This window comes from Butyrivibrio sp. MC2013 (assembly GCF_000424585.1).
GTDB lineage: Bacteria > Bacillota > Clostridia > Lachnospirales > Lachnospiraceae > Butyrivibrio.
In genome coordinates this window covers 62,346-80,196 of sequence record NZ_AUKE01000015.1, presented here as the reverse complement: position 1 = coordinate 80,196, position 17,851 = coordinate 62,346, and the positions used below count along the sequence as shown (strand labels likewise).

General features: G+C 43.8%; 14 protein-coding genes and 1 tRNA gene. 1 reads left to right on the top strand and 14 read right to left on the bottom strand.

What is annotated here, in order from left to right; translation table 11 throughout:
• Positions 1-5 precede the first annotated feature (5 nt).
• Together sufB and sufC are read right to left on the bottom strand one after the other, a co-directional pair.
• On the bottom strand, positions 6-1,421 hold the full coding sequence (gene sufB, locus G636_RS0110160) for a Fe-S cluster assembly protein SufB (RefSeq protein ID WP_026507967.1): 1,416 nt from the start codon (positions 1,419-1,421) through the stop codon (positions 6-8).
• A 95-nt stretch (positions 1,422-1,516) separates the two neighbouring features.
• Entirely contained in the window at positions 1,517-2,263 is a 747-nt protein-coding gene (gene sufC, locus G636_RS0110155) for a Fe-S cluster assembly ATPase SufC (RefSeq protein WP_330363953.1), read from the bottom strand.
• 499 nt (positions 2,264-2,762) lie between these two features.
• Between sufC and G636_RS0110150 the strand changes: the two genes are divergently transcribed.
• On the top strand, positions 2,763-3,950 hold the full coding sequence (locus G636_RS0110150) for a hypothetical protein (RefSeq protein ID WP_155832375.1): 1,188 nt from the start codon (positions 2,763-2,765) through the stop codon (positions 3,948-3,950).
• 188 nt (positions 3,951-4,138) lie between these two features.
• Here the strand turns inward: G636_RS0110150 and G636_RS0110145 are convergent, their stop codons facing one another.
• The 12 genes from G636_RS0110145 to G636_RS0110090 all read right to left on the bottom strand — a co-directional run bounded on the left by G636_RS0110145 (position 4,139) and on the right by G636_RS0110090 (position 17,836).
• Positions 4,139-4,558: a hypothetical protein gene (locus tag G636_RS0110145; RefSeq protein ID WP_026507964.1), complete on the bottom strand. Its 420-nt coding sequence runs from the start codon at positions 4,556-4,558 to the stop codon at positions 4,139-4,141.
• 98 nt (positions 4,559-4,656) lie between these two features.
• A complete protein-coding gene (locus G636_RS18135) occupies positions 4,657-5,952 on the bottom strand; it encodes an MFS transporter (RefSeq protein WP_051226868.1) in 1,296 nt (431 codons plus the stop codon).
• Between the two features lie 103 nt (positions 5,953-6,055).
• Complete coding sequence (locus G636_RS0110135; protein WP_026507963.1) at positions 6,056-6,994, bottom strand: aminoglycoside phosphotransferase family protein; 939 nt, start codon at positions 6,992-6,994, stop codon at positions 6,056-6,058.
• Between the two features lie 41 nt (positions 6,995-7,035).
• The gene (locus G636_RS0110130) at positions 7,036-8,475 is read right to left on the bottom strand and encodes an AAA family ATPase (protein ID WP_026507962.1); all 1,440 of its coding nucleotides are present in this window, start codon (positions 8,473-8,475) and stop codon (positions 7,036-7,038) included.
• Positions 8,476-8,699: 224 nt separating this feature from the next.
• A tRNA-Gly gene (locus G636_RS0110125) sits at positions 8,700-8,770 on the bottom strand.
• Positions 8,771-8,818: 48 nt separating this feature from the next.
• Entirely contained in the window at positions 8,819-9,511 is a 693-nt protein-coding gene (sfsA, locus tag G636_RS0110120; RefSeq protein WP_026507961.1) for a DNA/RNA nuclease SfsA, read from the bottom strand.
• Between the two features lie 75 nt (positions 9,512-9,586).
• Complete coding sequence (locus G636_RS0110115; RefSeq protein WP_051226866.1) at positions 9,587-10,039, bottom strand: Fur family transcriptional regulator; 453 nt, start codon at positions 10,037-10,039, stop codon at positions 9,587-9,589.
• Positions 10,040-10,096: 57 nt separating this feature from the next.
• Positions 10,097-10,981 carry a putative manganese transporter gene (locus G636_RS0110110; protein WP_155832376.1) on the bottom strand — a complete coding sequence of 295 codons (885 nt, stop codon included), beginning with the start codon at positions 10,979-10,981 and terminating at the stop codon, positions 10,097-10,099.
• 434 nt (positions 10,982-11,415) lie between these two features.
• Positions 11,416-14,565, bottom strand: coding sequence for a hypothetical protein (locus G636_RS0110105; protein WP_026507958.1), 3,150 nt, complete (start codon positions 14,563-14,565; stop codon positions 11,416-11,418).
• Positions 14,566-14,953: 388 nt separating this feature from the next.
• Positions 14,954-15,685, bottom strand: a complete 732-nt coding sequence (locus tag G636_RS0110100; protein WP_026507957.1) for an RluA family pseudouridine synthase — start codon at positions 15,683-15,685, stop codon at positions 14,954-14,956.
• Entirely contained in the window at positions 15,682-16,371 is a 690-nt protein-coding gene (locus G636_RS0110095; RefSeq protein ID WP_026507956.1) for a response regulator transcription factor, read from the bottom strand. The genes G636_RS0110100 and G636_RS0110095 overlap by 4 nt, the downstream gene beginning before the upstream one ends.
• Positions 16,364-17,836, bottom strand: coding sequence for a sensor histidine kinase (locus G636_RS0110090; RefSeq protein ID WP_026507955.1), 1,473 nt, complete (start codon positions 17,834-17,836; stop codon positions 16,364-16,366). Before G636_RS0110090 ends, G636_RS0110095 begins: the two co-directional genes overlap by 8 nt.
• Between the last annotated feature and the right edge of the window lie 15 nt (positions 17,837-17,851).

The following is a 17,851-nucleotide window of genomic DNA, read 5'->3' as shown; positions in this document are numbered from 1 at the left end:
CCTTTTTAACCATTTCCGCTCATTTCAAGCTTGATAAGGTTGTTCATCTCTACTGCATACTCAAGAGGCAGCTCCTTGGATACGGGATCTGCAAAGCCCGATACGATCATGGCTCTGGCATCCTCTTCCTTGATACCTCTACTCATCAGATAGAATACAGCATCATCGCTGATCCTGCCGATCTTGGCCTCGTGTCCCACATCTGCATCATTGGTCCTGATGTCCATTCCGGGGATCGTATCAGACCTGGATATGGAATCCAGCATCAGGGAATCGCAGGAAATGGAAGACTTGGCATGCTGCGCCGAAGCATTGATGGTAACTGAGCTTCTGTATGTACCTATACCGCCGTCCTTACTGATGGACTTGGTATTGATGATGGATGATGTGTACTTGCCATTATGTACGACCTTGGCTCCGGTATCCAGATTCTGTCCGCCGCCGGCAAAGGTGATACCGGTATATTCCATCCTGGATCTGTCGCCCTGGAGGATAGTCATGGGATAGAGATATGAAGTATGGGAACCAAAGGAACCGGATACCCATTCCATCACACCGCCCTCTTCAACATATGCTCTCTTGGTATTGAGATTGTACATATTCTTGGACCAGTTCTCTATGGTGGAATAGCGCAGTCTGGCATTCTTTCTGACATAGAGCTCTACGCAGCCGGCATGGAGATTGGCCACATTGTACTTGGGGGCGGAGCAACCCTCTATGAAATGAAGATCAGCGCCTTCATCCACGATGATGAGTGTATGCTCAAACTGGCCTGCTCCTGCAGCGTTGAGTCTGAAGTATGACTGCAGGGGAATCTCCACCTTAACGCCCTTTGGTACATATACAAATGATCCGCCTGACCACACAGCTCCATGAAGAGCAGCATACTTGTGATCTGTGGGAGGCACCAGCTTCATGAAATGCTCCCTGACCATATCTGCATATTCACCTGTAACAGCGCTTTCAAAATCCGTATATACAACGCCCTGAGCTGCTACCTCATCCTTGACATTGTGATATACCAGCTCCGAATCATACTGAGCTCCCACACCTGCAAGAGATTCTCTCTCTGCCTGGGGAATACCCAGCTTCTCAAAAGTATTCTTGATATCTTCGGGCACTTCGTCCCATTTGCCCTTCATATCGGACTTGGATCTGACATAAGAAGAGATCAGGTCCATATCCAGGCCATCTGTATCAGGGCCCCAGTCAGGCATGTCCATCTTGTTATAAAGGTCCAGACACTTTAATCTGAACTCTCTCATCCAGTCGGGATCCTTCTTTTCCCTGGAGATATTCTCTATGATCTCCCTGGTAAAGCCTGCCTTCTCCCTATAAAAATCCTGTTCATTTTCTTCATCTTTAAAGTCGTACATGGACTGGTTGATGTCCGATACCGACTTCTTTAAATCCTCTGACATACACTAAGCCTTTCAGATCACTTCTGTATGTAATCTTAAATGATATTTCATAAACACGCATTTACTGCGTGTTTCGCGAGATCATTAGTGGATTTTCAATCCACTAATGTATATTTCTCAAAACCGTGCTCATTGATCTCATCTACAAGAGAACCGTCTCCGGAAGCCACAAGCCTTCCCTTCACGATGACATGAGTATGGTCTACGTGGAGAGACTCCAGGATCCTGGTAGAATGAGTGATGATGATAAGTGCACCGTTCTCTCTCTTCTGATATTCCTCTATACCTCTTGATACAGTACGTACTGCATCTACATCAAGGCCCGAATCTGTCTCATCCAGGATAGCCAGCTTGGGGCTGAGCATAAGGAGCTGCAGAATCTCTGCCTTCTTTTTCTCACCGCCGGAGAAGCCCACATTCAGATCTCTGTCTGCATAGGAAGGATCCATATTGAGGATCTCCATGGTGGACTCCAGTAGCTTCTTGTATGCAAGGAGCTTAATGGGCTTACCTGTCTGTGCATGGATAGCGCTCCTGATAAATGCGCTGAGGGATATGCCGGGCACTTCCAGAGGATTCTGGAAGGACATGAACATGCCTGCTGCCGCTCTCTTGTCGGTAGACAGTCCTGTGATATCCTGTCCGTCAAAGAGGATCCTTCCATCAGTGACCTTGTATCCGGGATTACCCATCAGTGTGTTGCCCAGCGTAGACTTGCCGGCACCGTTAGGTCCCATGAGAACATGGGTCTCTCCCTCCTTAACATTCAGATTCAGGCCCTTCAAGATCTGCATATCTTCAACAGATACGGACAGATTCTCAACCTGAAGTAAGCTTTCCATAGACATTGCAAGTAATCCTTTCTATATTACGCTATATTCCTGTTTTGCCATGTGGTGCTTGTACAGTTCCATCGCAGGCACGCTTTCGCTGCTCGATGCACGCAGCGGTACTAAATTCGCAGTAAACTGCTCATCAAGTACCGGCGGCATCAAAGCGCCTGCTTGTGGAATCTGTACAAGCTGCGCATGGCATTTCACTTTATCATTGAGTTTCTCAATTAGCTATTACTCTATATTCCCGAAAAAATTCAAGGAATGAATATAAAATAACCAAGTTTAGTTGAACAGAGTTTATTGTAAACAATTTATATTCAAAACGCAACTTATAATACCTTAATTGCAAGATTTATAAGGACAATGTAGCACTCAGCTAGGGGTTATCGAAATTTCGATGTATCAAAAGCCACAACTTGCGTGATCATGGGCGTATGGGGGGGATTACTGGTACAATGACATAGAAGTGCATCCCATAAAAAATAAGGAAAGGCATATTAATTATATGAAGAAAAAAAGGATCGCCGCAGCAGCCGTACTGGCAGCTATTCTGGCAGGAATAACACTGCTCGCCCATTACGAAGGGCAGAGCGAGAGCAAAAGCCCATCAACAGATAAAGTGCAGGAATATGAAGGAGCGATAAATACTGCCACGGAAATCATAGACAAGAATATATCCGGCTATATCCGTGATACAGGGTCAGATCTTAGCTTATCCTTTAGCAGCAAAGCTGCCGACCCGGATCGCCCCACTTTCCCCGGAGATATGGATATAGATTATTCAAGAAAAGGAGAAGCATCCAGGATAGAGCTAAGCTTTGGAAGCGGCCCGGCCTATGAATTTATCAGCTACGCTAAAGATAACGAGATCACGCTCTACAGTAATGACCATACAGGCACAGAAGGCAGCGAGAAAAAGTGTATATACAATGCAGAAGCCTTTAAAAATGCTCTATACGATTCACTGTCCCAGGGCATGGGAGTGCCAATGGGGACGTCTGATAATAGCGGCGGCAATGATATTACGGCACAAAGCAATATAGACCACGATAAATTAAACGCCGCAGTAGTGAGCAGGCTCTTTAACAGTTGTCTGGATAACAGAAACATTAATATAGAAAGAAATGTTCCCATATCCGGCTCCGACGAAGAGACCAAATACGGTGACAGCTATATATTCACTCCTGATAAAAAAGATATCAAAAGGCTCCTTAATGAGCTGTCTGAATATGCAGGCGAAAGCAAGGAAAATGCTGCACTCCTCAAAAACACTGTGTCTATGCTATCTCTCATCTCCCCCAGAGCTTCCAGTCTTTTGCATCCTCTCACCGGCGGAAGTGAAATGATAGCAGATTCCGCCGATACATTGTCTGCCAAAATCGCAAATGCATCTCCTTCAGTTACGGTCTCCATCAGCGAAGGAGAAGATAGCGCCATGATAGACATATCACTCAAGGGATCTGACGAGCTGCCATCTGCCTCCATCTCCATTTACAGCTCTGCAGATGCCAGTCATATCGATTACAACACCCCTAAAAGCAGCATAAAGCTAAATATAAGTGGAAAAGCAGGCGACATCATACAGCCATCTATTAAAGCCAATGACATGACCTCTATTACAGAAGAAGAACTCGCCTCTGAGATATCTTCCTATATGATGAGCATCATATTGACTATGCTAAGCGGGATCTGACATAACCCTCATCCAGGCAGCGATACATATTGATCCTATGATCAAAAAATTTTATAAAAAAGCTCTTGACATGTTAGCCTTGCCTAACTATAATCATATACAGTTAGACGGAACTAACACCAATAAAACTATATTTCTTGCCAAATATGAAGCCCCATAGGCTAGCCGGCCTATGGGGCAATCATCATTTACTTTTGAAGCAGGGATATCAGATCTTTAAGAGAACCGGAATATATCTCATATTGCACTCCCTCATAAGCAATAGTGCTGTCAGAAATACCGCATTCAAATGATCCATTATCTCTTTCTATACTGATCGAATACAAACCTTCTACATATTCATCTTCAGGCAGTTCCCTATATGAACATGATTTCAGCGCTTTTATAATATCTTCAATATCCTCCGCAGAATCAAAGCAGCACTCTTCCTCATCAAATGAATAATAGACTATCCTTTGAATATCTGAAGATATAAGCTCTAAGAACAGGTCTTCACCCGAATATACGCTTGCTTGTTTTCCCTTATCCCCACTACATCCATCCAGGGCACATACAGCAGCTGCGAATAAGATCAGCATTGATAAAATTGCAAAAAGTTTTTTAGACATATTCATTCCTCCTTACTATATCGATGAAAAATATATTTCAACTATATAACAACCAGAGGAGATGAAATGTTGCAGAGAAATGCATAGTATTATTTTCTTTACGCCACATCCTGCATTTTGCCGGTATTGTCGCCTGCATCCTCATTACTGAGCCTTATCTTAGCAATTCCCATAAGCACAAAGACTATTATGCAGACAGCAGCCGACACCCTAAACAAAACTGCTACCGGGAGAAATCCTGCCATGACACTCACCACAGCTGATGCTATGGGAGTTGCTGCACTGGAAGATGCATTCATGATAGATGACGCCCTGGCTATATACTGAGCTTCCACACAATTCATAAACTGAATAGTAAATATCTGCGAAATAATACTAGCTGATATACCCATGATCCCTGTACACAGCATACACAAAGCATACGCAGCTACTATGCTTTCTCTGGTATAGCTGCCAAGTGTGATCACTCCGTACATTGTCCCCATGACAATTCCAAAGAAAACCACCAATGGCCTTACCTTAAATCTGCTCATTAGTCTTGGCGTCAAAATAGAGCCAGATGCCATGCCAACAATGAACGCTATACCAAATGCACTTAAGAGTCCGCTACCCTGATGAAAGATTTCTACTGCCATAGGTGACTGTAATGAGTTGATCGGTACAAAAAAAGCATTTATGATCATAGCTAAAATGCAGAAATTCATTATTACTCTTCTTGCAACAACATAGCTAAAACCAGCTTTCAAATCATCAAAATAAGCTGCTACTCCCAAGCTGCCATTATTCACCAGGCTATCATTGCTTTCATTCACGTTGATACTGGTCAGAATAATACTTGAAATAAAGAAAGTCGCAGCATCCACAAACATTGCCGCCTCAATACCGCCAAATCCGATAATGATACCGGCGCATGCCATTCCCACAAGCTGCATTGCCTGTGAGATTGTAGCACTCAATGAGAGACCATGACTATAGTATTTCTTATCGAGAATCATAGGAATAAGTGCAGATCCTGCCGGCAAACTAAATGCTTCTACAGATGAGATCATCAGCGTCATAGCCGCAAGAAGCCATGGACTTACACTTCCGGAAGTCATATACAGATAGGCTACAGCAGCGATAACAATTCCTCTGATAAGATCAGCTGTAACCATTATTTTCTTTTTGTTCATTCGCTCAACCAATGCGCCCGCAAATGGCTGCAGCAAAACAGATGGCAGTTGATTCAAGGCAAAAATAATAGCACTCCAAGAAGCACTGCCTGTCACCGCATATACCAGCCAGGTAAAAGCGATAGCATCTACAGAGTCTCCAAAACGATTTACAATGTTAGATGCAATGAGTTTTCTGTACTCCTTAAGTTTAAGAATATCTCTGTAACTAACTTTTTCCATTCCCCCCCCTATTTCAAGTTACTAATAATCAGACATCAGCAGCATGGATATATTCTAGCATCCCCCGGCCATCGCAGCAATATACATACATTCACATTACTATTTATAATACCTTCTCCAGCATTTCCTTTGCCCAGTCATATTGGCCTTTGTCTTCGTACTCACGATAATACACTTCTATCATCATTGTGAGATAGAGAATAATATCATACCAGCGAAGTCTCTTTTTTTCTGTCTCTGAAAAAGAGCTTTTACCAAAGCCTTTTAAAAAATCATGGTTCATGTTATGAAAGCGGAACCTGTCATCCATAAATGCTTCACCCCACATTGCTCTCTCCCAATCGATCACCCCGGATACATGTCCATTTTCTACAAAGACGTTTCCTTCCCACATATCCCAATGAACAAGAGAAGCAGTCTGGACTTCATCAAATATCATCTTTTCATTTTCCAATTGTTTCATCAGGGCATTAGGATCACACGCGGGATCAATCTGCCTTCTCTGCGCATCCGAGATCAGATTTGTCAGCATAAAATATACAAATTCATAAAGATTATCAAATCTCCTGTTATCACCCATAAATCCAAACTGATCATTTCTAATATGAGAAAGCTCCAGGGCAATAGCGCCCATTTCCTCACTGATCTGGCGATTTACTTCCTCTGATAACCTGTCTTTTATGAAGATATAGTTTTCACCCCGAAGCTTCTCCATAAAGAAATAATCACCATCACAGATTTCTCTGGAGCAGTCATAATACTGGACATTTGCTAGTTTAACAGAAGATTTTTCAGACACCTCTTTCATTGCCAATACTTCTGCCTTCATTAGATCGATCTCATTAGAAGTATTTCCGCTTCTATCCTTTGCTGCAATTTTCAAAATGCTTTCACTTCCATCCGCAAAAGCAATGTCATAAGTCACATTGCACATTCCTTCTGTCAGTTCTTTTATCTTTATTATTTCCTTTTGGGGAAATGCTTTTTTTGCAATGAGTATGATTGTCTCGTCTGATTGTCTGTTTTTGGTTATATTAGCCATTATTCGCCCTTTCTGATGCACTGTAATGATCGAGCCCGGCATCATCTGCTTTCTCTGAATAGATCCTCCATCGTCACAGTGTTTGTAAATATACCGCTATACTCATTCCTCTTTAGTCCGTTTGTCGTTATCAACGTATTATGAACCACCATTTTACGCGAAACCTCTCTTGCCAAGGTTTCCTGTCTCTGCAAAATAGTATTATAGTAACTCTTATTCACGGTAAATTCGCCAGGATAAAACTTGATCTCGCACATATTAATTACATTATCGTTTCTGCAAAGAAGCAAGTCTATTTGCAATCCATTTTTATCATCCTCACGCTTTGACCACGCAGAACTTGTTGTGATTACACCTGCAATCCCAAGCGCATCCTTTATCTGCTCAATATGATTAAAGCAAACATTTTCAAAAGCATATCCTCTCCACGTTACAACTGTTTGTTCTGTTGTATTCTGTTGCCAAAACTTGTGATTAGTTTGTAACTGTGGTCCGATAAAATGCAGATAAAACTGACAGAACGGATCTATGAGTTTATAATGCTCCTCTCTCTTGCTCATACCAAACGGAACATACTTTGTTATAAAGTCACTGGCTATCAGGGCATTGAGATTGCGTGACAGCCTCCCACCATCGGATATCCCAAGTTTTTCCGTTATCTCACGTCTGGTATATCCTGCATTTTTCGTGTACAACAGCCGAACAATTGACTTTACAGCTTCCGGATTAACAAAAACTGCATCAAAGAGCCTATCAAATTCATTTTGTAGCCGAGGCTTTTTGGCAAAGAAAACTTCATCTACGTTCTGAGCAAAGCTCTTACCGGCATCCACATAACCCATATAGTACGGGATCCCCCCAAATATCATATAACTTTGCACAATATCATACCTTGAGATAACAACATCGTTTTCTTTGTAGTATTCTTCGCACTCATGCAAGTTGAACGGAGAGAGTTTGATTTCTCTTGTCACTCTGCCATATAAGCCACCATGATTATTGATCAGATTATCCAGGATCCAGGAATTTGCGCTTCCGCATACAATAACCATGAGGTTCTTTCTATGACATCCCCAGTTATTCCAAAAACCTTCAAACGCTCTCATAAATCCTGATTGAGGCGTATCAAGCCAAGGCAGCTCATCCAAGAAAACAACCTGTCTCGAACCATCATCTATCTTTTGAAGGAATTTCTCCAATAAAAGAAATGCATCAAGCCAATTTTTAGGCTTTTCAGCTTTTGCCATTCCATATAATTCCAAGGAATTATAAAAATGTTCAAGTTGTGCATGTAACAATCCTCTAGCCTCTTCATCTGCCGGAGATAGTGCAGCATGTCTGAATGTTATTCGTCCAGCAAATGTTTCATCCACCAAATACGTCTTTCCCACTCGACGTCTCCCGTAAATTGCCACAAGTTCAGCCTTATTTTTCTCATATAAATTATTTAGTTCTCTTATTTCACGTTCTCTGCCTATCATATTACCATCCTCACAGCAATGCTCTTTGCGGCGGTCAAATATATATAATTACAATTCACCGCCGCTTGGTTCAATATGATAATACCCCTATAACAAAGCGGCGGTCAAGCATGAATTTTGACCATTCACAGCCCAGTTGTTTCCTTTTCATATATTCCAATGAATTTTTCAGTATTATATATAGGCACAAAAAAACCGCAAATAAAATATTTGCGGTTTAAAAAAGCAGGTGATGGGAATCGAACCCACCTATCCAGCTTGGAAGGCTGGTGTTCTACCAATGAACTACACCTGCAAACAAGAGCTATTGTACCCAAATACAGCAGCCTTGTCAAGATAATATTTATAATAGCACCTTCACCGGATCTCTGATCACCATGTTGTCTGCCGTAACATCGCAGTCATATGCCAGCACATGTACGCCGGCCTCTGCTGCCGTTTTGAGAGCGTCTGCAAAATCACTATGGATCTGCCTGTCTGCTTCAAAATATAACACATCCTTCATCTGTATCACAAAGAGAATGTAGGCTTCATAGCCGTTTTTTGCCGCAGCTGCAAGCTCATTAAGATGTTTGATCCCCCTTTTGGTAGGCGCATCAGGAAAGCGTACCACCCCGTTATCCTCAAGGGTCACTCCCTTGACTTCCATAAAAGCCTTCCTGACTATACCATCTTCCATATATTCCAGATATAGGTCAAATCTGGAATCGCCATATACCACTTCTCTTTTCAGGTAGACTATCTCGTCTTTAAAAGCACCGGACCTGATCCATTCTTCGGCAGCTGCATTTGGAATCTGGGAGTCCATATTGATCATACGGCTGCCCTTCTTAACGGCCACCAGGTCATAGGCGGTCTTCCTGGCAGGATTATCAGACTTTTCCAGATATACTCTCGCCCCGGGAACAAGAAGCTCTCTGCATCTGCCGGTATTCTTGACATGTACAGTCTCTTCCTTGCCATCTATCAGTACTTTGGCAATAAAGCGGTTGGGGCGTGAAATAAACTCTCCCCGAATGATATTACTATACCTCATAAATACTAACCTTTCGAGTGCAGGGCTCTATATCTGCCACAATGCAGCACACAGCGCCCGCCTGATCCACAGCTATCACTGCGCACAAGCAGGGCAATAGCCATAGATCTCAATCTGATGGCCGGTGATCTCAAAACCGTCCATATCTGCAGGCAGCATCTGCCTAAGGTCTCCCAGAAAGCAGGTGCGAAGAGGAAATCTCTCATGACAGGAAAGGCATATAGCATAGTGCCTGTGCTGCTCCATCCTAAGCTCATACATGGCATTCTCATCTGTGACCGCTATAGACCTGATCAGCATGCCTGCTGCCTCAAAAGTCTGCAGACACCTGTATATGGTACTAAAGGCGTAAGGCTTACCCTCCCTTGATTCATTGATAAGCCTGTATATCTCAGTAGCCGTCAGGGGCTTGCCTGCTGCCGCCAGTATCTGGAATATCTCGGTCCTTTGCCTGGTCTTCTTGACACCGGATGGCCAGTTGCGCTCCATTTGCCTCTCTATTGTTTCTGCGTGTATCTTACACTTCATTATAGCCTCCATACTATTCATGCCTCAGTCAGTATAGCACTGCCACCTTGGATAAGCTTATCCCAGTATCCTGCTGATGATATCTATAAAGCCGCCTGCTGTCACACCGCAGAAATAGAGGATAGCCGTAATATGGATATTCCTCTTCACTTCAGGATTGACCCTGAATAAAACGAGGAGTCCTATTCCTGCTCCTACCAGGAGCCCTGACATCATGGTACCCAGACTGATCATACCCTCCATGTATATCTCTGTGATAATGATGGAAGCTGCACAGTTGGGAATAAGGCCTATGAGGCCCGCTATCAGGTGACCGGCCAGAGGATAAGCCATTATGACGCTCTTTATCACATCTTCGCCCATAAACTCTATAACAGCATTAAGAATAAGTGTCAGTACCAGCACGTATATAAATATGTGAAGAGTGTGGATAAAAGCTGACTTTAACACGCTCTCTTCTTCATCATCACAGTGGCAATGCTCTCTCTCGCAAAGCTCCTCTATACGAAAGTCCTCTCTCATCTGGTGTCTGATGGCCCTGGTCTTGTCAGCAGCGATATCCACGATAAATCCGTATATCATACCTATCAGCGCCTTAAGGCCCAGAATAGGCAGGATCTTACTCGCAGGATAATGCTCCGAGATCATAAGAGGCAGCATCTCATCAGAGGTGGATAGGAATATGGCAATAATAGTACCTACAGAAATAACCCTTCCTGCATAAAGGTTGGAAGCCGCTGCCGAGAAGCCGCACTGAGGCACCGCGCCAAGTATAGCACCCCAAAGGGGGCCCAGCTTACCCGCCTTCCTTACTATATCTCCCACTCTGTCCTTGGTATGCTTCTCTAACAGCTCCATAAGAAGGTAGGTCACAAAGAGAAAAGGCAGGATCTTTATCCCGTCAGTAATCGTATCCAGTAATATATCTATGATAGTCTCCATCATTTTCCTCCGGTCATATATCTACTCATATAATTGTTTTAACTATTTTGGATTGACTATTTATCCAAGAATATATAATTTGCGACCTAGACATAGTAGCATAATACAAACGCAAATGCAACTCATTTGCATTTAAACTTTATGACACACTATAAGTAACTGTTCACTCGCCTACAATGATCAAAATGGCGCTGCTACAGAAGATTATTTTCCGCAGCAATCATTCACTTCAAATGGTAGTTTTTGCTTATTCTTAGATCACAGCCTTTAAGCGCCCACGAGAAAGTTGTTTGAAGTGTGTGAGCGAGGAAAAATCTTCTGCAGCAGCGCCATATAAACACCTTTGGCGAGTGAACTGCTACTCTCAGTACCTGTCATATGCAAAAAACGGGATACCTCCGGCAAAGGAGATATCCCGTTTATATTATTTATTATCAGTTTTTCTTGCTAAGCTTTCTGCCTGCGAAGATCACAGCGCAGAGAAGTACAATGGAAGATGCCATGATCACAATGGCTCTTACCAGGCTGAAGCTGTCTCCTGTAAGTCTGCTTCGAGCAGCTCCAAGCACGCCTGCAGCCAGAGGCACTTCCTCGTCGCTAAGGACTCTGAGAGCTCCCAGCACGCCGTTGTCATTAGTTACGGTCGTAGTAGTAGTTCCGGTTCCCGGATTCTCAGAATTGCCACCGGGAGGATTACTGCCGGGATTCTGGGGATCTGTAGGATTCTTAGGATCGGTGGGTTTCTTTGGATCCTTAGGATCTTTAGGATCCTTGGGATCCTTAGGCTCATCTTCCTCGCCGGATGTCTTGTTAGTAGACTTCTTGACGTTGGTGAATGTAGCCTTTTCCTCATTTCCGATCTTCAGAGTATATGAGCTGCCATCCTCTGAAGGTGTAACTACTGCGTCATAGCTGTTGCCTGCCTGATCTGTAACTGTTACAGATGCAATAGAGAGTCTGCTTACTGTATATACACCGTTGTTATATGCTTCTTCTGTTGTTGTCTTCGATACTGTAACTGTGATGGTATAGATAGTCTCATCCTTGATGATAGTCTCATCATCACAGTCATCCTCGCCCAGGAAGTATGTAAAGGTCTGTCCATCCTCTACTTCATCAACATCATATGAGAGGATATCTGAGAAGCTGATGGCACCGCTTTCATCAGAAACTCCCTTTGCTACCTCATTGCCTTCTGCATCGATCAGTGTAAATGAGAAGCTGTAACCTTCAAGTGAAAGCTCTTCAAATGCTTCATCTGTAGGCTCCTTGTCATTGGTCAGCTTCTTAACAGCATCAAGTGTTACTGATGTGCTCTCGTTAAGGCTGCCAAGGAGGTTGGAGAAAGATGCATTGTCAGCGCTGCCAAGCCTTAAAACAGCTGCATGCTGCTCATCAGACTTGTCAAATGTATATGCAACTTCGCTTCCATCAGATGCTGTTACAGTAACCGCATCATCTTCAAAATATACTCTTGTAAGAGTAACAGTAGCAGATCCGATAGTCTCCTGAGTTGTTACCTCAGATACCTTAACTGCGATAGTATAGGAAGTCTCATCATTTGTAACCGAAGTATCAGATGAAGCCTTCTCTGTAAGTGTGAAGGTTACGATCTGTCCGTCTGACACATCTGCTGCATTAAATGCCAGTCTTCTGTCAAATACGATAGTTCCGTCGCCCTTTGTAGTACCCTCAGATACGACTTCACCCTGCTCGTTCTTTACTTCAAAGGAGAAGCTGTGGCCTTCAAGGCCCTGCTTTGCACCTTCGAGATTTACCAGTTCCTTGATCGCAGAGAGCTCAAGAGACTTATTCTGCTCCAGCTCTGTGGATGATCCAAGGATAGTCTTACCGTTATTAAGGATTCCGCCACCGTGTGTATTTGCCATATTGCCATAGATCATAACGCTTGCTGACTCAGGTCTTACGCTGGGATGAGCATTCAGTCCCATTACATATGCGGAATTGATAGTCTGATCCTGATTGCTGTCTGCTGTAAAGGGCTCTCCGTCTATACTACCTGTCCAGTTCTCAAAGCCACCCAGCATCTGGTTGGTAACCATTGAGGAGAGGAAGCAGGAATAGTCATTGGAGCCACCGTTTATAAATACAGGGCTCTGCTGACCATAGGTATGGTCCTCACTCTTAGTGGAAGTCTCACCTGAGAAATTCTGCTGATAAGCTACGTTATCAAAAAGAGCTGCACCTGTGCCTTCAGCACCTACCAGGAAAAGTCGTCCTGTAGCACAACCTGCTACACCGCCGCCTGTTCCGTATGCTGTATTTTCCTTAACAATAGATGAACCGGGAATATTAAGTGTTGCACTATCGGCTACGAAGATTCCGCCGCCGCCCCAGTCATGATAATTATTGTTCATGGAGCCGTCTTCATTAAAGCCGGTCTTGTTGCCTGTGATCACAGCGCCGTTAATAGTAGCGTTACATGAGAAGAATGCGATACCGCCGCCCTCATGTCCTACTGCTGTGTTATTGCTGAAAGTGCCGGAGTTAATAGTAACTGCTGATCCCCAGGTGCTGTATCCTCCGCCGGAGCCCAGAGCTACATTGCCTTCGTACTTACTGCCATTTTCTGTAAAGGTACCATACTCGGTCCTGACAGCACCGCCACCATTGCCCCATGCAGTATTGGATGCCTTATTATTGGAGAATGTATTGCCACTTGAGGTCACTTGGCAGTTGTATGTAAATACAGCGCCGCCTTTAGAGCTTGCATTGTTATATGTAAAGATGGAATCTGTGATGTTCAGAGTAGTATTCTCTGTTCTGATCGCACCACCTTCGCCTGCTGAGCAGCCTGTAAAAGTAGAGCCTGTAACATCAAGCTTGCCATTATTTACTACTACTGCACTTGTACTGCCATTACCACAATCAGATATTGTGGAATCCTTGATAGTTACCTGATGAGATGCCTCACCACGGGTATCTACTACTCTTGCAGCTTTGTCACCTGTGATAGACACATTGTCGATCACAACGCTTCCGTTATTGAGCTCGAAAAGCTCGCGGCTGGTAGATGTGATATTAACACTGCCGTTTGTAAGAGTTATGGAGCTTCCGCCCTTAACTACAAATGCAGCATTGCCTGTATTGCTGACATTTAAGCTGTGACCGTCAAGGTCCAGTGTGATATCCAGCTGTTTATCTTCATAATTAGTAAGCTCATATCCGATGTTGTCAAATGTCACATCGCCTGAAAGCTTAAATACTGCAGAACTGTTCTCGCTCTCTACCAGCGCCTTAACAGCAGCCTTAAGCTCTTCATATGAAGATATATATTCGGGAACTGCTTCTGCCGAAAGGGCCATGAAAGCCATTTGCGGCTCAGCTTCCTCTTCAAGGTTGCCATCACTGACACTTTCAGTGATTTCTTCTACTTCTTCAATGATCTCTTCTTCGGGATATTCCTCGCCAGTCTCTCCCTCGCCCGAAAGAACAGCAGCTACTGCTTCCTCTGTTTCTTCAACATTGTCCGCCATAGCAGTAAAGGGATTGGATGCTACCAGAGCTACACCCATGCTGATAGCCAGCATACCCGCTGCCAGTTTCAATTTGATGCCTTTCACTTCTTACCTCCAAACTGCGCTCCTACCTCCCTGCTTAATAGAAGTCATACAAATAGGAGCAAAAAACAAAATAAAACGTAATATCGATAACGTTAGCAGTTTACAACCCCAAAAAACAAAAGTCAATGTATCATATTTTTATTTCAGGTGCATATTTCCTCAGATACTTATGATTATCAAAACGTTTCCACAAACAAAAATCCTTGTTATTGCTGACTTTTACGCATTTTAAAATGACTAGCGTTTTTTATACTGCTAGTCATTTTTCACAAAAGCCCATGAATAATTTCCACCAAAAATCAGCTCATTTACAAAAAAGATTTTTTAAAAGTTACGCGTTAAACCGCATTTGAGGGCATCTGGAATATCCCTCATAGTTATATGCGTTTTATACAAAATATCCGGAGCTCTTAAAGAGCTGTCCCTCAGGAACTATATCAAAGCTAAGCTCTCTGCCGCTCACAGGATGCCTAAAGGTGAGGCTGTATGCACAAAGAGCTATTCCGCTTCTCCTTGGAAGGGGCTCTCCGCCATATTTAACGTCTCCTGTTATGGGGCAGCCCATATACGACATCTCAGCTCTTATCTGGTGAAATCTGCCTGTGAGCAGGTGAACGTCCATAAGGCTCCCGTTTTCTCCCTTTTTAATAAGCTTATATTCCAAAGACGCCTTTTTGGCATCTTTAGGATAGTCGCCCAAAGGCGGGAGCACCAGGGCTTTTCCTTCAGGGAGCCTGCAGATCATATCTTCTATATATACATAGCCATTATCCAGCTCTTTACTATCTATATGGGGTATGCTCTTATCCGGTTCTCCCTTTACCAGTGCGTAATACCGTTTATTAAAGCTGTCTGATGTGGACTTATCTTTCAGATCTCTTGACAGCGCCGCCGCAGCCCTGCTGTTTCTTGCTACGACGAGCAGTCCCTCCACTGGCTGATCCAGCCTATGGACCAGGCCTACAAAGGGCTGCTCCGTACGCTCTTTTCTATTCTTACGTATGATATAGGTCCTGAGGCGGCTGACCAGGTCTTCCTCCCTTATATTGGCAGACTCCGTTGCCAGGCCCGCCTCTTTGTGCACCACCAGGATATCATCATCTTCATAGAGGATCTTCATGCTCTGAACCTATAGCCTACGCCCCATATTGTCTCTATATACTGAGGCTTGGAGCTGTCTGCTTCTACCTTTTCACGTATCTTCTTGATATGTACTGTCACAGTGGCAATATCGCCTATGCTGTCCATGTTCCATATTCTGCGGAAGAGCTCTTCCTTGGAATATACATGATTGGGATTCTCCGCCAGGAAGGTGAGCAGGTCAAATTCCTTTGTGGTAAAGTTTCTCTCTTCTCCGTCCACATATACTCTTCTGGCGGTCTTGTCGATCTTCAGGCCTCTGATCTCTATCATCTCATTTTTTGCTGCACCGGTTCCCACCAGCCTGCTATAGCGGGAAAGATGGGCCTTAACCCTTGCCACCAGCTCTGAAGGGGAGAAGGGCTTAGTGATATAATCATCTGCGCCAAGGCCCAGACCTCTTATCTTGTCTATATCATCCTTCTTTGCGGATACCATCAGGATCAGAACATCCTTCTTTTCTCTGATACGCTTGCACACCTCAAAGCCGTCCATGCCGGGAAGCATCAGGTCCAGAACGATTAGATCAAAGTCCTCTGCCAGTGCCCTCTCCAGCCCTGTATCACCTCTGTTCTCAATCACTACTTCAAAATCCGACAGCTCCAGATAATCCTTCTCAAGATCAGCGATAGCCTCTTCGTCTTCCACAATCAGTATTCTACTCATTATAATCCTCCATCTTTTCTACATATTTTCTCAGGACAAAATGCATTGTAGTCCCTTCGCCTTCATGACTGGTGGCCCAAATGTAGCCTCCATGGTCTTCTATTATCTTCTTTACAATGGACAGGCCTATGCCGGAACCGGAATGCTTGGAGTTCCTTGAAGAATCTGCCCTGTAGAACCTTTCGAATATATTGCCCAGGTCTCTTTGAGGAATACCTCTGCCGTTATCCTCTATCTCCACTCTTATGGAATCTACTTCATCCAGGATCCTGATATCGATCTCTCCCTTGCCGTCAGTCCTGTCCATATACTTCACAGAGTTGGATACTATATTGTTGATGACCCTCTTCATCTGCTCAGGATCTGCCACTACAAGGGTATCCGGGCTGGTCAGATTAGAATAATTGAGCTTGATACCTCTTCCTTCCATGTCCATTCCCAGCTCTTCCACGCAATCTCCAAAATAGTCGCATACATTGATCCTGTGAAAATTATAAGGGATCCTATTGTTATCTATAGAGGAATAAAGAGTAAGCTCATTAATGAGATTATTCATATCATTGGCCTTATTGTAGATGGTCATTAGATATTTGTGCTGCTTCTCAGGCGTAGCAGCCACTCCTTCCATAAGGCCTTCCGCATAGCCCCGTATAGTTGTTATGGGAGTCTTAAGGTCATGGGAGATATTCCTTATAAGCTCCTTGTTTTGATGCTCATGCTCCAGTTTTTCCTCGGCGGATTCTTTGAGCCTGAGCCTCATATCCTCATAGCTCCTGTACATCTCACCGATCTCGCCCTTTTCATGATTATCATTCAGGCGAAAATCAAAATTGCCTTCGGTGATCTTCTGCATACCCTTTGACAGCTCATCAATAGGTCTGAATATCCCCTCTCTGATCCAGCCTGTAAGGAGGAAAGAGGTGACCATCATGATCACCAGTATGGCTATGCACATATATCCCAAAAAAGACGGGGATATGAGCGACTGGATACTCAGTATTATAAATATGGTCCCCGCATCGCCGCCCGGAAAGCGGAAATTGTACCATCTTACTGATCCGCTTTCCGAATCCTTACTATATACTATACTCTTACTGGTGTCACTAAGCTCTGTATACTCAGGCAGCGTGTCAGGAGGATCTATCATATAAGCTTCCTTGCCGCTATATATCAGATCATCACCTCTTCTTACCAAAAGGTATGCACCTGCCCGTCCCAGCTCTTCATTGACCTTATCCAGATACACCGTATCTGAGAGTATATCCGGATCATCCTCCATATCATGGCTTATCCTGGCAAATATCCCCTCAGCCATACGGCCGAATCTCCTGTTATCTGAGGCAATACTGCCGGTCTTACCCTTGTTCATGATACCGCCGATCACCAGAAAGGCAATAGTAAGAAGGAGTATGGGTAATATGACCATGGTAGCAGCTGTCACCTGCAATCTTCTCTTAAGTCGCATTCTTATGTCCTCTGA

Coding starts and splice junctions, on each gene's coding strand:
- sufB (WP_026507967.1), bottom strand. CDS start 1,421: ATGTCAGAGGATTTAAAGAAGTCGGTATCGGACATCAACCAGTCCATG.
- sufC (WP_330363953.1), bottom strand. CDS start 2,263: ATGGAAAGCTTACTTCAGGTTGAGAATCTGTCCGTATCTGTTGAAGAT.
- G636_RS0110150 (WP_155832375.1), top strand. CDS start 2,763: ATGAAGAAAAAAAGGATCGCCGCAGCAGCCGTACTGGCAGCTATTCTG.
- G636_RS0110145 (WP_026507964.1), bottom strand. CDS start 4,558: ATGTCTAAAAAACTTTTTGCAATTTTATCAATGCTGATCTTATTCGCA.
- G636_RS18135 (WP_051226868.1), bottom strand. CDS start 5,952: ATGGAAAAAGTTAGTTACAGAGATATTCTTAAACTTAAGGAGTACAGA.
- G636_RS0110135 (WP_026507963.1), bottom strand. CDS start 6,994: ATGGCTAATATAACCAAAAACAGACAATCAGACGAGACAATCATACTC.
- G636_RS0110130 (WP_026507962.1), bottom strand. CDS start 8,475: ATGATAGGCAGAGAACGTGAAATAAGAGAACTAAATAATTTATATGAG.
- sfsA (WP_026507961.1), bottom strand. CDS start 9,511: ATGAGGTATAGTAATATCATTCGGGGAGAGTTTATTTCACGCCCCAAC.
- G636_RS0110115 (WP_051226866.1), bottom strand. CDS start 10,039: ATGAAGTGTAAGATACACGCAGAAACAATAGAGAGGCAAATGGAGCGC.
- G636_RS0110110 (WP_155832376.1), bottom strand. CDS start 10,981: ATGGAGACTATCATAGATATATTACTGGATACGATTACTGACGGGATA.
- G636_RS0110100 (WP_026507957.1), bottom strand. CDS start 15,685: ATGAAGATCCTCTATGAAGATGATGATATCCTGGTGGTGCACAAAGAG.
- G636_RS0110095 (WP_026507956.1), bottom strand. CDS start 16,371: ATGAGTAGAATACTGATTGTGGAAGACGAAGAGGCTATCGCTGATCTT.
- G636_RS0110090 (WP_026507955.1), bottom strand. CDS start 17,836: ATGCGACTTAAGAGAAGATTGCAGGTGACAGCTGCTACCATGGTCATA.